The sequence below is a fragment of the Brevibacillus sp. FSL K6-6036 genome (assembly GCF_037964015.1).
Taxonomy (GTDB): Bacteria; Bacillota; Bacilli; order Brevibacillales; family Brevibacillaceae; genus Brevibacillus; species Brevibacillus borstelensis.
Map to the genome: position 1 here is coordinate 1,392,563 of NZ_CP150173.1, position 13,805 is coordinate 1,406,367.

General features: G+C 50.6%; 11 protein-coding genes and 1 tRNA gene. 8 read left to right on the forward strand and 4 right to left on the reverse strand.

Going from position 1 to position 13,805, the window contains the following annotated elements:
• The first annotated feature begins 226 nt into the window (after positions 1 to 226).
• The 3 genes from NST37_RS07065 to NST37_RS07075 all read left to right on the forward strand — a co-directional run bounded on the left by NST37_RS07065 (position 227) and on the right by NST37_RS07075 (position 4,877).
• The gene (locus NST37_RS07065; protein ID WP_339186482.1) at positions 227 to 2,812 is read left to right on the forward strand and encodes an Ig-like domain-containing protein; all 2,586 of its coding nucleotides are present in this window, start codon (positions 227 to 229) and stop codon (positions 2,810 to 2,812) included.
• Between the two features lie 226 nt (positions 2,813 to 3,038).
• Positions 3,039 to 4,334 (forward strand): hypothetical protein, encoded by a 1,296-nt coding sequence (locus NST37_RS07070; RefSeq protein ID WP_339186484.1) that lies wholly within the window; start codon positions 3,039 to 3,041, stop codon positions 4,332 to 4,334.
• A 33-nt stretch (positions 4,335 to 4,367) separates the two neighbouring features.
• Positions 4,368 to 4,877, forward strand: coding sequence for a copper amine oxidase N-terminal domain-containing protein (locus NST37_RS07075; RefSeq protein WP_339186485.1), 510 nt, complete (start codon positions 4,368 to 4,370; stop codon positions 4,875 to 4,877).
• Positions 4,878 to 5,083: 206 nt separating this feature from the next.
• On the opposite strand, the gene NST37_RS07080 is transcribed toward NST37_RS07075, so the two are convergent.
• Genes NST37_RS07080 through efeO form a run of 3 tightly spaced genes read right to left on the reverse strand, consistent with a single transcriptional unit; the run spans position 5,084 to position 9,123 of the window.
• Positions 5,084 to 6,970 (reverse strand): FTR1 family protein, encoded by a 1,887-nt coding sequence (locus NST37_RS07080; RefSeq protein ID WP_251238158.1) that lies wholly within the window; start codon positions 6,968 to 6,970, stop codon positions 5,084 to 5,086.
• Positions 6,971 to 6,987: 17 nt separating this feature from the next.
• Positions 6,988 to 8,259, reverse strand: a complete 1,272-nt coding sequence (gene efeB, locus NST37_RS07085) for an iron uptake transporter deferrochelatase/peroxidase subunit (protein WP_339186487.1) — start codon at positions 8,257 to 8,259, stop codon at positions 6,988 to 6,990.
• 3 nt (positions 8,260 to 8,262) lie between these two features.
• A complete protein-coding gene (gene efeO, locus NST37_RS07090) occupies positions 8,263 to 9,123 on the reverse strand; it encodes an iron uptake system protein EfeO (RefSeq protein WP_051567333.1) in 861 nt (286 codons plus the stop codon).
• A gap of 400 nt (positions 9,124 to 9,523) precedes the next feature.
• Here efeO and NST37_RS07095 point away from each other — a divergent pair.
• Positions 9,524 to 9,599 (forward strand) — tRNA-Ala (locus NST37_RS07095).
• Between the two features lie 55 nt (positions 9,600 to 9,654).
• Here NST37_RS07095 and NST37_RS07100 read toward each other — a convergent pair.
• Positions 9,655 to 10,632, reverse strand: coding sequence for an NADP-dependent oxidoreductase (locus NST37_RS07100; RefSeq protein ID WP_251238156.1), 978 nt, complete (start codon positions 10,630 to 10,632; stop codon positions 9,655 to 9,657).
• A gap of 93 nt (positions 10,633 to 10,725) precedes the next feature.
• Between NST37_RS07100 and NST37_RS07105 the strand changes: the two genes are divergently transcribed.
• The 4 genes from NST37_RS07105 to NST37_RS07120 all read left to right on the forward strand — a co-directional run bounded on the left by NST37_RS07105 (position 10,726) and on the right by NST37_RS07120 (position 13,674).
• Positions 10,726 to 11,679: a YafY family protein gene (locus NST37_RS07105; protein WP_243015094.1), complete on the forward strand. Its 954-nt coding sequence runs from the start codon at positions 10,726 to 10,728 to the stop codon at positions 11,677 to 11,679.
• 360 nt (positions 11,680 to 12,039) lie between these two features.
• Complete coding sequence (locus NST37_RS07110; RefSeq protein WP_003387935.1) at positions 12,040 to 12,315, forward strand: CD3324 family protein; 276 nt, start codon at positions 12,040 to 12,042, stop codon at positions 12,313 to 12,315.
• Between the two features lie 199 nt (positions 12,316 to 12,514).
• Positions 12,515 to 13,069: a DUF1062 domain-containing protein gene (locus NST37_RS07115; protein ID WP_339186490.1), complete on the forward strand. Its 555-nt coding sequence runs from the start codon at positions 12,515 to 12,517 to the stop codon at positions 13,067 to 13,069.
• Positions 13,070 to 13,332: 263 nt separating this feature from the next.
• Complete coding sequence (locus NST37_RS07120) at positions 13,333 to 13,674, forward strand: metalloregulator ArsR/SmtB family transcription factor (RefSeq protein WP_122958667.1); 342 nt, start codon at positions 13,333 to 13,335, stop codon at positions 13,672 to 13,674.
• Positions 13,675 to 13,805 lie beyond the last annotated feature (131 nt).

The window sequence follows — 13,805 nt, forward strand, 5'->3', positions numbered from 1 at the left end:
ACACGTCATGGATTTGGTCGAGCAGCTTTTCAAGTATTAATGACGATTCTAGCTTGAAAAGCGTTACGGGAGCGCATGTTTTTCCGGGGAGTTTTTCCAAAGGCGGTTCCTTGACACTATTCAGACACATTTTGGACACAATTAAAACGCAAGGCTCATGTAAAATTATTCCCTGGTGCCGATAACCATAAAAGGGACTTCAAAATACCAACGGGGGAGGAAAGTCATGAACTGGAGAAAACTGTTACTTGGGTTTCTCGCTCTGCTGCTCATATGTGGAGGCGGAACCGTGGGGACAGCATTGGCAGCGGATGAAATCTCACGTCTGGTCCTGTCCAAAAACGAATTAGCGATGGAGACCGGAGACACGATCTCGCTGTCAGTAACTGCGGTATATGTCTCAGGGAAGACAGAGGATGTCACGATAAAGACGGAATGGAATAGTGAAAACACAGGCGTAGCCACTGTCTACGCAGGAACGGTTACAGCCAAAGCGGTAGGGACATCTGTCATTACAGGTTCTTACATGGGAAAACAAGCGGTGGCTACAGCCACGGTCACCCAAAAGCTGAAAGCCTTGACAGTGGACAAGCAGTCGGTCGATATCAGGAAGGATAAATCCCAACAGTTGAAATTGACCGCTTCCTATAGTGATGGCAAAACGGAAGAGGTAACAGAAAAAGCGGACTGGGCGATCGACAATACATCGGTAGCCACTGTGACCAACGGACTGATCAAAGGTCATGGCTCGGGTACGGCTACGGTAACAGCCAAGTTCGGACGCCTGACCGTCGCCATCCCGGTCAGCGTGGAAATTGTCCGTCGTTTGGAGCCGGAAAAAACGCAAATTTCCTTGCTGAATGGCAAATTTGAAACGATTAAATTGACCGCCTTGTACCCGGATGGCTCGGTCGAAGAAGACGTCGCCGGTGTCGCAGAATGGTCCAGCGACAACGAAGCGGTAGCGGATGCGATCAAGGGGAAAATCACCGCATACGGGCCGGGTACAGCGGTCGTTACGGCCAAGTACGGTACAAAAACAGCTACTATCAAGGTAGATGTTGACTCGACTCGTACGCTGACAGTGAACAAGCAGGATCTGTTCATGCACGTTGGCGACGAGGAAACGCTTGAGCTCACGGCTCTCTACGCAGATGGCAACAAGGATACGGTAACAGAAACAGCGGAATGGAGCTCCGACAAGCCTGAGGTCGCTTCTGTCAGCAAAGGAAAAATCATTGCCCACGCATCAGGCGAAGCGGTCATTACTGCCAAATACGCAGAAAAAAGCGTGCAAATCCGGGTGGATGTAGAGGTGCCCCGCTATCTCGATCCGAAGCCTGCATACTTGCCAATGCGCTCTGGAAGCTCTGAGAAAATTACGCTGGAAGCAACCTTTGTCTCCGGGAAACCGGAAATCATTACCGACAAGGCAGAGTGGTCTTCTTCCAACAGTGACATCGCGTTCGTCAAGGACGGCGTTGTTTCTGCCTATAAAGCCGGATCAGCCACCATTACAGCCAAATACGGCGGAAAGCAAGTGACCATCCCGGTCGATGTAGACCTGCCGCAAAAGCTGACACTGGATGAAACCTTGCTGAATCTCCAAATCGGCGGTTCTGCAGACGTAAAGGCGACCGTCATTTATCCGGGCGGAGCCAACGAAGATGTAACCAAAAAGGCGGAATGGAAGAGCAGCGCGGATAATGTAGCGACTGTGCGCCAAGGTACGGTAATTGGCGTCGGCACTGGTGCGGCTACGATTACGGTCACCTATGCGAACCGCTCTGTCAGTCTGCCGGTGAACGTAGGTGTCATCCAAAGCATCGTCCCGAGCCAGAAGAAGCTGGTCATGAAGAATGGACAAAGCGAGACGATCAAGCTGACCGCTACCTACACGGATGGCGAAGAAAAGGATGTCACCGCCCAGGCTGTATGGAAAAGTGCTAATCCGGAAATTGCTGAAGTCGTGCTTGGCAAAGTAACGGCGATGGCTTCAGGAAAAACAACAGTTACGGCTGTCTTTGACGGCAAGACGATCTCCATTCCTGTCGAAGTCGATCAGGCCCAAACACTGAGCATTGAGCCTCGCATGCTGATCTTGACCGTCAACGAGTCGGCTGACATCGTTTTGACAGCAACAGACGCTTCCGGCACATCCCGCAAGGTTACGGATGACGCCGTATGGAAATCGAGCAATCCAAAGGTGGCGGATGTCGACAAAGGGCATGTCATTGGTTATGGCAGCGGACGCGCCACGATTACAGCCACTTACGGAGGCAAAAGCGTCACCGTGCCGGTCGAAGTCGGAATCGTGACGGCCCTGGAGGCAAACAAGCGATTTGTTTCACTGAAATCCGGTAAAAGCGTGCAAGTCGCGCTGACCGCCAAGTTCTCCGACGGCAGGACTTCGGACGTCAGTGCAGATGCCGAATGGAAGGTATCCGGCTACAAAGTCGCCGATGTGTCCAAAGGATTAATTACGGGCGTCGGCTACGGCAAGACGACCGTCACTGCCCGTTACAACGGAAAAACCGTTACCATTCCGGTCGAAGTGGATATGTTGAAGTATCTGAAAACCGATGTAGTTCAGATCGAAATGAAAAAAGGAGAGACCAAAAAGGTGAAGGCGATTGCCACCTATACGGATGGCACGGAAGAAGATGTAACCATACCGGCTCTCTGGACAACCTCCCGCCTGTTGACGGCCGACGTGAAGGACGGCATCATCAAGGCGACGGGTACAGGAAAGGCGACGATTACGGTCACGTATGGCGGCAAGCGTACACCGGTGGTCGTGATCGTGAAATAGCGAATGCAACAGAAAGAAAAAGTGCAACAGAAATAGCGTGTCTATCAGCAACGGGAACTCTGCGAATGTGCAGGGTTCTTTCGTTTGTTCGGACTTAAAGATCAGGTACAAATACCTAAATTTCGCATCGGTTATTGCCGATAAAAGAATGTGCAACAAATATATCTCCTGAACACTCAGGAGAACGGCCATTATTCTTTTAATCAGACAAAAGGAGACTGACAGCATGAAAAGGGGTTTCAAAGCAGGCAGTATCGTATTTACCGTATTTTCTCTCATTCTTTCCGCAGGGATAGGTCCCGCCTACGCAGCAGATTACGATACGGCGAAGCTTGTCTCTACGTACTCGTTTCCCCCTGTTTTTCAGGAGGTAATCGCAGATCAGACAGGAAGCATTACGGGTACGGTGGTGGTCGATACGCGATACGAGGCAGACGTGTCGCTCTTGTTTACCGATGAAAAAGGAAAGAATCGCGGGGAGATTCAGATTTGGAATGGAGGCAAAGAGAAGCTGGCTTCGGGCGTGACGACCAAAGCAAAGAACGGCAAGGAAAGAGTTCTCCATCCATCTGGACAAAGCATTGAAATCAATATCAAAACACTGACATTCACCATTCCGGCGAAGGCTTTGGATCTCGCCCCGGGCGAGTACACGGTAATCGTACGGGGACGCGATACCGCGTTTTTCGTACCGGACGTGACGAGAGAAGAGTACTCCAAGGAAAAGCAAATCGTGCTGCCTGATGCGGGAGCGGAGAAAGTCTTTCCTGGAGGAATCAAGGTCGACAAGGATGGCACCATCCAGATTACGATCAAGTCATCCGCTGTCTCCACGCGAGCCAAATGGGTGATGGTGATCATCGATGAGAATGGCGAGGAAGTAAAGCGCATCAGCATCAATCCAAAGAACCCGCAGATTTCACTTGGCAGCCTGAAGCTGACGAGCGGTGAATACACGATATATCTGGAAGTCACAGACGGCGGTGACGTTCTTCGCTCCGAATCGGCTGTGCTTGTCATACCGACAGCGGGAACGGCAGGAAGCGGCGCGGGTAATGTCGGTACAGGACCGGGAGCAGGTGTAGGAATAGGCACAGGAACTGCGGGCAACGGAGGATTTGTACCGAGCCTCAACTTCCCTGGACAAATCCGCCTGTCAAACGACGGCACCATTCAGATCCGTCTGGACCTTACCAGTGAGTACGCAAAGGCGAGATTTACGCTCCTCGTCTTGAATGAGGACGACAAGGTCGTCAAACGCATTCCGATCAACCTGAAAAATCCAACCATCTCCGGCAAAGGCCTGTCCCTTCCGGCAGGCGAATACGCGCTCGTTCTGGAAATGGTGAACGGCGGCAAAAAATCGTACTCCTCCAGCATTTCGTGGACGATCTCAACGAAAAGCAGCTCGACGTTTACGATTCCGAGCGGCGCCTCCTTTCCGGGCGGCATCAAAGTAAACAGCGATGGAACGATCAGCATCACCCTGGAGTGGAAAAGCTCGTACAGCAGTTATGAGTAGTATGTCGTCGTCTATGATGAGTACGGCAAGTCGGTGAAGCGCATTTCGCTGAATCCGAAGAATCCGGTCTTCTCCCTGCAAGGGCTGAACCTGCCGACAGGTGGATACACGATTGTGATCGAGGTGGAGGATACGGCCAGCGGTTCCTGGGCAACCTCTTTGCCGGCTTTTGTCACCGTCAACCAAACGAGGGATATCGTCATTTTCATCGACGGGGCGCTGCAAGTGTTCCAAATGCCTCCGGTCGAAATCGACGGTCGTACGCTGGTTCCTTTGCGTGCCATCTTTGAAGCGCTAGGGGCAAAGGTAGAATGGGACGAAGCGACCCAAACCGTAACGGCTACGAAAGACAACAACACGATTCAACTGACGATCGGGTCCAAGGTCGCGTATAAGAACGGAAAAAAGATCAATCTGGACGTCCCGGCCCAGCTCTTTAACGGAGACACGACGATGGTGCCGATCCGTTTTGTCAGCGAAGCGCTGGGAGCGAAGGTAGGCTGGGATGCTTACTCCAACTCGGTCGTGATCAGCAACGAATAGGCGAAGCGGGGGAAACCGTTTTTGTCCGCTGCCCGAAAAGACGGCAGAGCTTAACGTGATATTTCTTCCTTGATAAGTGTAGTAACTAGTCAATAAAAAGATTTGTGTTAGTCAATAAAAAATCCCTCTAGCTTTGGCGGACTGCAAACGAAAGAGCAGTCGCCGTATTGCCAGAGGGATTTTCTATTGAATGGGAATGCTCAGCGTTAAGAGACAGCAGCCCTGGCTTTCAGGTTTTTCCGCTCGACCCGGATTATATTCCACACAATGACAAGCAGAACGATCAGTTGCGGAATGGTGCCCTCCCAGCTACTGTACAAACCAAATGAAGGGGCGTCGATCAACAGATCAGACATATGCGCCGAAAGCTTCCCTGAAATCTGCAGGGCATGTATGCTCACGCCGATAAATTTAAACGCCAAATAGTAGAGCAATAGGCTCGCGACCAAAAAGAACGAGCGAATCGGAATGCGAGAGCTCATTTTGATCAGCGCGTACCCGATCACGGCCAGTAAAACGAGTGCGACCCCGATGCCGAACAGAAGGTCAGACATTTGAATAGAAGGCGCCATCCCGATGTAGAAAATGATCGTTTCTGCGCCTTCCCGCATTACAGCCAGAAAAGACGTCAAAGCCAATGACCAGAGCGCTCCTTTTGCCACCGATGCGCCAATCGATTTTTCCACGAACTGGTTCCAGGCGCGCAGATTGGACTTGCTGTGCAGCCACGCCCCGATCGTCACCATGAAGACAACGGCGATCAGACCGGTAACCCCTTCGATCAGCTCGCGGGAGTTGCCTGTGGACAGGTGGGACAAAAATACAGTCAGGACGAGCGCAAACACTCCAGACACAACCACGCCTGCACCGGCGCCGGACCAGATCCATTTTCGCTTGTCGGCATTGCCCGTGCGGTTCAAAAACGTCAGCAGGGCAGCGATGACCAGGATAGCTTCCAAGCCTTCGCGGAACAGGATCACTCCGGCATCCCAAGCCGAGTAGGAAGCGGACTGGCTGTACGGCGCAAGCTCATCACGGAGCTCATTTAACAATGCATCCGCCTGCTCCAGCTTCGGAGGCTGGGAGAGCAGCAGGCTGGGGATGGAAACCATCCTGCTTTCAATCCGGTTGTACGCATCCTGCGACTTCGTCAAAACGACTCCCTCGACCGTTGGCCAGGCTACAATGAACTGGTCCATTTTGTCCGCTGCGTCTGTCGCCCGGCCGTTTTGCACGTCCGTTTGCACAGCGTTGAGCAGCTGAATCAGGTCGGAGATACTGTGAATCTCGCCCATAGCCCCCGTATCGCCGCTTGCTGCAGCAGATTTGCCGGCCAGATAGTCGTCCAGGACAAAGATCAATTCTTGCACCTTTTGCACGGCCTTTGCCTTGTCCGGCGGCTCTGTATTCAGCGCAATCCGCACGCCGGTGATTTTTACTTCGATCTTTCCGTAAAACTTGCCGTCCTCTTGGCGGATCAGGCTCTCTGCTTTGTACCATCCATTGACGAACGATTGGTAGCTGCTTTTGGCCTCTTCCCATTTCTCCGACTGGATTGCGGTCAGACTGTTTTGAATGAGCGGCAGGATTTTCTTGATGCTTTCATGCGCCTTTTCCTGCTTGCTCTCGCCGTCGAGGGAAGAGACGTACGTATCGATCGCTTTTGCCAAGGCAGACACGCTCGCATAAACGGCATCCGTATCGGGATTTGCTTGCGAGAGCTCTTGCTCGACAGCGGCAATGGCCTCCGTGACAGCCTTCGCCTCTGGACCGTTGCTCTTGGCCTCGCCCGCAATCGGGGCGGGGGCGTCCGGGGAATCCGTACTTGTGCCTGGCGTAGAATTACTGCTCGTACCAGGCGAGGAAGCTCCCTCAGCTTCCTTTGCAGCTGTTTCCGCCCAGAGCGTCTTCAGCTTGGAGATCGCGTCCTTCACTTGATCCAGATTTTTGTCTCCTGCTGAGATCAACGCATCGCTGACGAGGGAGATCAGCTGGTCTGACTGCTTGGCGGCGCCCGATTCGGGAGCGGCGAATGAGGAGGCCGGCAACACAAGCAGGAAGCATAGCAGCAGAATCGATATTGTGCGTTTCAAAAAGCCCACCTCCAACCTCACAGTAATGTATCTCCGATATACCCGCCCTGCCCGACACCGGGCAGGCACGCGTACAGTCCGCTGCCGACGTGCACGATATACTCATTCAACCGGTCCTGGGCAGCGAGCTTTTGCTGCATCGGGACAAATTGCTTGCGCGGATCGCGGTTGTAGCAAATAAACAGCAGGCCTGCATCGAGCTGGCCGGTCTTAAGGTCAATGCCGTTCGAGTAGGAGTAGCCTCGACGCAGGATTTGCACCTTGCCCTCCATATGGGCAAGCGCCACGTGCGAGGCCGGGTCGATGAGCGGCCTTCCTTTGGCATCTTTTTTGCTGAAATCGAGCTTGGCGAATTCGTCCTTCTCCCCGATTGGTGCACCGGAATCGCGGTGGCGGCCAAAGGTCAGCTCCTGTTCGCCAAGCGAGGTGCGGTCCCACACTTCGATACGCATGCGAATCCGGCGGACGACCATGTAGCTGCCGCCTGTCATCCAGGCCGGACCGTCAGTGGAGGAAACCCAGACGACCTCATCGGCAACGCTCGCATTTTGTACATCGGGGTTGTTCGTCCCGTCTTTAAAGCCGAGCAAATTGCGGGGAGTGGAGCCTTTCGGGTCAGCGGCACCTGTGCGCTGGAAGCCTTGCTGGAGCCAGCGCAGGACAGCTTTCCCCCGGGCGATCCGGGCCAGGTTGCGTATTCCGTGAAAGGCGACCTGCGGATCGTTGGCGCATACCTGCACGACCACATCGCCATCCGACCAATCGTCGACCAGCGCGTCCCCTTTGAAGCGGGGCATGTCGATCAGTGCCTCCGGCCGTTTTCCAGCCAGGCCAAACCTCTGGTCAAAGAAGGAAGCGCCCACCCCGAATGTAAAGGTGAGCCGTGTCGGCAATAGCCCAATGGCCTCGCCCGTATCTTTAGGGGGAAGGAATGCATTCGTGCTTTCATCCCCGACGCCCTGCCCCGCAGTCATCCGCGCACAGGCCTCTGTCCAGCTTTTGAACAGCTCCCGCACCGCTTGGACATCGGTCGTCGTCAGATCAAAAGCACCCATGCAAATAAAATCCTGCATGGGCGTCACAATGCCAGACTGATGCTTCCCGTAAAACGGAACGATGTCTTCGGAAGCAGATGGATGAGTATCGGGGGACCCAGATGCCGTCGTCTTGCTGTTCATCATCAGACTGCCCACGCCGCCGGCGCCGAGCAGCAGCCCGACGCCTCCTGCTCCGGCCAGCTTCAGCAAGTCGCGGCGGGTGTATGTTTTCCGGTCCTGATTGGAATCCATCCGTTACCCCTCCAACACCGTGCCGATTTTGGACAATGGCTCGGCTAAAGCGTCAATCGTTTGGCTCAGTTTTTTTGTTTCTTCCGGTTTCAATTCTGTGTAGAGAACAAAATCGGTTCCTTTGCGGTACGGTGCAAGCGACTGGTCAAGCTCAGCAAAGCGGGTGTCGATTTCTTTCGCCAGGGCTGCATCTTTTTTCTCCAGTGTCGGCTTCAGGACCAGGTAAATTTCCTTGGCGCCTTCGACGTTGGCTGCGAAATCGTAAAGGTCGGTATGGGAGTAGCGCTCTTCCTCGCCGGTAACCTTGCTGGAGGAGACCTCGTTCAGCAGCTCGACAGCGCCGGTCACGAGCATCTGGGTGTCGATCTCGACGTGCTCTACTTTCACGCGGAGTTGTTTTACGTCCTGGAGCAGCTGGTCAGCCACTTTGTCCATGCCTTTGGTTGACTTGTCTACCCATAGCGCTTTCTCCAAACGGTGGAAGCCGCGCCATTCGCTATCCGGTACATCGCCTTCGCGAGCGTCGATCCACGGGTCGAAATCTCCGAGCGATTCGGCGATTGGCTCGATTCTTTCAAAGTACATGCGGGTAGGCGCATACAGCTTTTTGGCCGTTTCCAGATCGCCCGCCTTGACCGCTTTGACGAAAGCGTCGGTTTCTTTTACAAATTGATCCGTCTGGCTGATGACGAATTTGTGGTATTGCTCGATCGCTGCCTGGTCGGCTTCGTTTGAAGCGGCGGACTGGCTAGTTTGAGTGGTTTCACCGGCTTGACTAGTGCCGGCTACTGCGTCGGACTGCGATTGACCGGCCGCTGTGTCCGTTTTTTCGGCGGTTCCGGCTTGGCCGCAAGCAGCAAGCATCGCCGACAGGCTGAGAACTGCGAGGAATTTGGTAGGATTGGACTTGATGGACACGGGAGTTTTCCCCTTTCTGGTTGAGCGTTTTGTGTTTTGATTTTTGGTCAGTAAGTATGGGTTGAACGAATGAATAAGGAAGAGATAAAAGTTGGATATAAGTAATTGATAATGTTTATCATTATCAATGCTGTTGTTTATAGTAATAGGGGAGAGGGGAAATCGTCAACTGTTTTTTGTTGAGGGCAGGGAGTGAAAACGGGGGAGTGTTTCCGAGGGGGATGGAGGATATAATTGAAAGGCGGGGGTTAAACTTTTTAGGTTTGGAAAGCGAAATTTTTAGTTGCATCATAAATTTGGATGTGCTATACTCCTATTTGTAAGCGAGAGAAGTTAAGGAAAATATGGGGCATTAGCTCAGCTGGGAGAGCGCTACACTGGCAGTGTAGAGGTCAGCGGTTCGATCCCGCTATGCTCCACCATATATAGCAAGTAACGCAGCCAATCCCGGCTGCGTTTTTTGATTTCATGCCACCATCATTCCGAGCTTACTTTCAGACATAATTTCCCCAGGTAATGATTCGTGAGCGCGATATGTGCATCGCGTGCTTCTTCCAGCAAAAACGTGCGGCTGGTATGAACGGTTATTTGATCATTTTCAAGGTAATGATGCAATCGCCTAATAATGTCGGTATCCGGTTCGCCGTTATATCCAGATACGATTATTCCGTCACGTGCCTGCAGCGCGGGGCGTATGCCATTGGGATATGCGACGCGTCCCCCCCTGCGAATACATTTCATCGCTGCATTGGCGGCCTCCCCGCCTGCGCAAAACAAGGCAGCATCGAAACCTTCAGGAGCGAACGTACTAGATGCCAAAGCAATATCCTCTGTACGGCCGTTCATCACCGCATCGATGCCGAGATTCTGTATCATCTCAACGCCGTCTTTACCTGAAGCAACGGCAAATACTCGTGCCCCTTTGCACTTCGCAAGCTGTACCGCCAAGTGGCCTACTCCTCCGCTGGCGCCAAAAATCATGATAGACTCTCCTTGTTTAAGCTCCAATACATCTTCAAGTCCACGCAGCGCAGTAATCCCCACTCCGGAGACCACCGCTGCTTCCTGAACGGTCATACCATTTGGAATCGGAGACACGTATTTGACATGAACAGATGCATACTCTGCATAGAATCCGCCTCGGGGATGAAGAAAGCCGGGGGCGTACACTTTATCGCCAATGTTGAATGCCAAAACCTTTTCGCCTGTTGCAGCCACAGTTCCAGCCCCTTCTGAACCTAATACATAAGGAAAACGGGGTTCTATGCCCAGCATTGACGCATACCCTCCTTGACGTTCAAATGTATCCCATTCTCCCACACCTGCGTATTCAACGCGAATCAGCACGTCCTCGGGTCCGATCTCGGGCAAATCAATCTTTTGCAGAACGAGTTCTTCAGGACCACCAAACCGATTAAGCACCGCAGCTTTCATCGTATCCATCTTATTAATCATAGCAACCTCCTCATTTGACCTGTGTTTTTGTTGCATTTGAAAGTGTACAAGAATACCATGACAATAACTGACATGTTTTATGGTGAGGAGTGAATGTTTATATCCAAGGCAAAGCTCTTATTCAACCTGATGATGTATGTCAATGCGAAGCGCTCCTTTACTGCTCAGGACGTTGCCTATGAATTCGATATTTCGGTGCGAACAGCACATAGGTATTTGTCAGAGTTGAGTGAAATGGGCGTCCCCCTCTATACCGAGCCTGGTCGAAACGGCGGTTATCGAGTGTTGAACAGCAGGCTGCTGCCGCCCATTATCTTTGACGAGAATGAAGCCTTCTCCATTTTCTTTGCATTTCAATCACTTCAATTCTATCAATCACTGCCCTTTGACATTGAGATCAAATCTGTTTCCGCAAAGCTGTATTCAAGCCTTCCGCATGATATAAAGAGAAAAATAGATCGGCTGGAGGGTGTGTTGTCCTTTTGGAATATAAAAAGAAGCGTTCCGTCACAATTTCTAAAGGAAATTATCGAAGCTTCTGTAGAGAAGCAGAACCTGCAAATCGAATACGCGTCAAAAGAAAAGAATACGATCCGCGAAGTTTCCCCAATCGGTATCTATACGTACAATGGATTCTGGTATATGCCTGCCATTGATCTTGCCAAAAACGAGGTAAAATTGTTTCGAACAGACCGGATTTTATCCTTGAAGGTTATGGAAAGGCATCAAGACCCGCAAGTCACTCTTCGTGAATGGTTGGACAGACACGCTGCCAAATCGCCAATGAATCCGCTCCGATTATACGTGGAGTTGACGAGGGAAGGACTGAGACAATGCCGGAGCCAGCCCTGGTTGGAGCCTGATATTGTGATGATGAATGAAGATCAAGGATACATTGACACTATGATTGATAAAAGTGAAGTCGAATTTGTATCCAGGTATTTTCTCCAGTTAGGTACTGCGGCAAAGGTTATCGAGCCGCGTGAAATCATTGACCGTATTTATTTCCTGTCACAAGAGCTGCTCAAGCACTATTCTGATAGGTAACGGTTGCTCCCGTTGCAGTCGCGGATCGTACCCAATCAGCTTTTTGGAGCAGTTGAATAAACCACTACTACGGGAGTGCGCCACACTGGGCAGTCAAGTGGTCGTCGGTTCGATCCCGGGTAGGTCCCATCTGGAGCCCACGCTCGGTGCTGCACCAAAATGCTCTTGTTCTTGATAACAAAGCAGGGCGGTGTTATAATTTTACAAAATTAGGCAGGAGGAGGCTTGTATATATGCTTAATCCAATCGTTAACATTGCATAGCAAAGGCTATTGCAATGAACAGCTACAAGGGTAGAAATCAGATGCGAACATAGATAGCCTTTGCTATTCCTAAAAATAAAACTTTTAGGAGAGCAAAATGAGCTATAAGAGAGCGATTCATATACTCCCGAATGACTTGCTTGAGATGGTGCAAGAGTATGTAGACGGTGAGTTTATCTATATCCCCAGAAAATCAGGCAAGAAAAAAGAATGGGGGTCAAATACATCTACCCGCACAGAATTACAGCAGCGAAATAGGCAGATTTATGAAGAGTATTTGGCGGGGAATAGTCTGCAACAATTAGCTGATAAATATTTTTTGTCTTTGAAAAGCATGCAAAGGATAATACGGGAACAAAGAAACATTCCTTGATAGAATGAGCCAATGCAGTTTATCTACTGTATTGGCTCATTTTCTTTTACGAAAAGTCTTTGAGGTTTGGCTTTGCAGGACAGGATCATACAATGTAGGTAGACGAAATGCCAGACTGGGGGGACGTTTATGAAAAGGATTTGTGACAATCCGCCTTTTCTCTTTCCTATTTCATTCTGAATAGGAAGGATAACATTTTATGCAAATCGTAAACGTGGATATACAGTATCTATCTCCACCACCTGCAATCAAGTATTGCAAGAAATGTGGCAAAAAAACAGAGTATGTTTGTTCCGGATTATTTCGTGTAAATGCTCAATGCAAGTATTTAGATATATGGTTAATCTATAAATGTTCAAATTGCGATTCTACATGGAATATGACTATTTACTCCCGTATCAATCGCAAAAGCATTGCCTCCGAAATATTGGAGGGGTTCCATAGCAATAACGGAGAGCTTGTGGAGAAATATGCTATGGATACGGAGCTGATACAGAAAAACGGAGCTGAAGTTGGCCTTCCAAAGTACAAAATACGAGGGCCCGCTATTGATTTTTCCATGCCTATCGAATTACACATAAAAAGCCCCTATCCATCTCGGCTGAAAGTATCTGCTTTGTTACGGGAAATCTTGAATTTGTCTCAAAAGGCTTTTGAGCAAAGGATAACCAACGAGTCAATCCGAAGCGCTAGCGGGCTTGACTTAAAAAAATGCAGAATACAAACAGAAGTTGTTTTGATAATTGAGAACTGAAAGTCAACGGCGGTTTTGACAACAGGTATGTAGCCGCCGTTTTCCTTCTACACGGCAGAGATGCCGTTTTTTTGTTTATCTTTAAATGACGGAGTTCCGTCGAAGACGTTCACTGGCGGTTTCCGACATCGAACGTAAAAAATCGCACTCACAGCTTCGGAGTTTTGAAGCTGGAAAGAAATGCTGGTTCCCTGATAGTGAGGTGGTTAAAAAAGTCGTTATATGCGTTTGTGTGTATATACGCGATGGTGTATATTAAAAACATGAACACGACATCGATGCAACTAACATTAATTACGATCGCCGAGCCGAACCGTTTTAACATTGTCGAACTTTTAAAACAAGGACCGCGATCCGTAAGTGAAATCGTTCAGGCTCTCAACATCGGCCAACCGCAAGTGTCTCGCCATTTGCGTATTTTGAGCGAGGCTGGGTTGGTACGCGTCCGCAGCAAGGCCCAGCAGCGAATATATAGCCTTGAAGCCCGGCCGTTTCAGGAGCTGGATGAATGGTTCGATTCATTCAGCATCCTGTGGGAAGAACGACTCGACAATTTCGAAGACAATATGTTCGACTACGACTACAAAAGAAAGGAGAACGTATGACAGGGCTCAATAGCTTTACCGCGAATTGCTCTCGGAACTACCAGGCAACCTGGAACGAGTGCGTATCAACCGCCAATGCCAAACCCTGATCTTCAAGCGCTTGCGGCCGTTCTGCGAGGAGGCAAGCAGAA

Excerpts from the sequence above, each read along its gene's own strand:
- NST37_RS07115 (WP_339186490.1), top strand. The coding sequence starts at position 12,515 with ATGCAAATCGTAAACGTGGATATACAGTATCTATCTCCACCACCTGCA.
- NST37_RS07100 (WP_251238156.1), bottom strand. The coding sequence starts at position 10,632 with ATGATTAATAAGATGGATACGATGAAAGCTGCGGTGCTTAATCGGTTT.
- NST37_RS07070 (WP_339186484.1), top strand. The coding sequence starts at position 3,039 with ATGAAAAGGGGTTTCAAAGCAGGCAGTATCGTATTTACCGTATTTTCT.
- NST37_RS07065 (WP_339186482.1), top strand. The coding sequence starts at position 227 with ATGAACTGGAGAAAACTGTTACTTGGGTTTCTCGCTCTGCTGCTCATA.
- efeB (WP_339186487.1), bottom strand. The coding sequence starts at position 8,259 with ATGGATTCCAATCAGGACCGGAAAACATACACCCGCCGCGACTTGCTG.
- NST37_RS07105 (WP_243015094.1), top strand. The coding sequence starts at position 10,726 with ATGTTTATATCCAAGGCAAAGCTCTTATTCAACCTGATGATGTATGTC.
- NST37_RS07120 (WP_122958667.1), top strand. The coding sequence starts at position 13,333 with ATGAACACGACATCGATGCAACTAACATTAATTACGATCGCCGAGCCG.
- NST37_RS07110 (WP_003387935.1), top strand. The coding sequence starts at position 12,040 with ATGAGCTATAAGAGAGCGATTCATATACTCCCGAATGACTTGCTTGAG.
- efeO (WP_051567333.1), bottom strand. The coding sequence starts at position 9,123 with ATGCTTGCTGCTTGCGGCCAAGCCGGAACCGCCGAAAAAACGGACACA.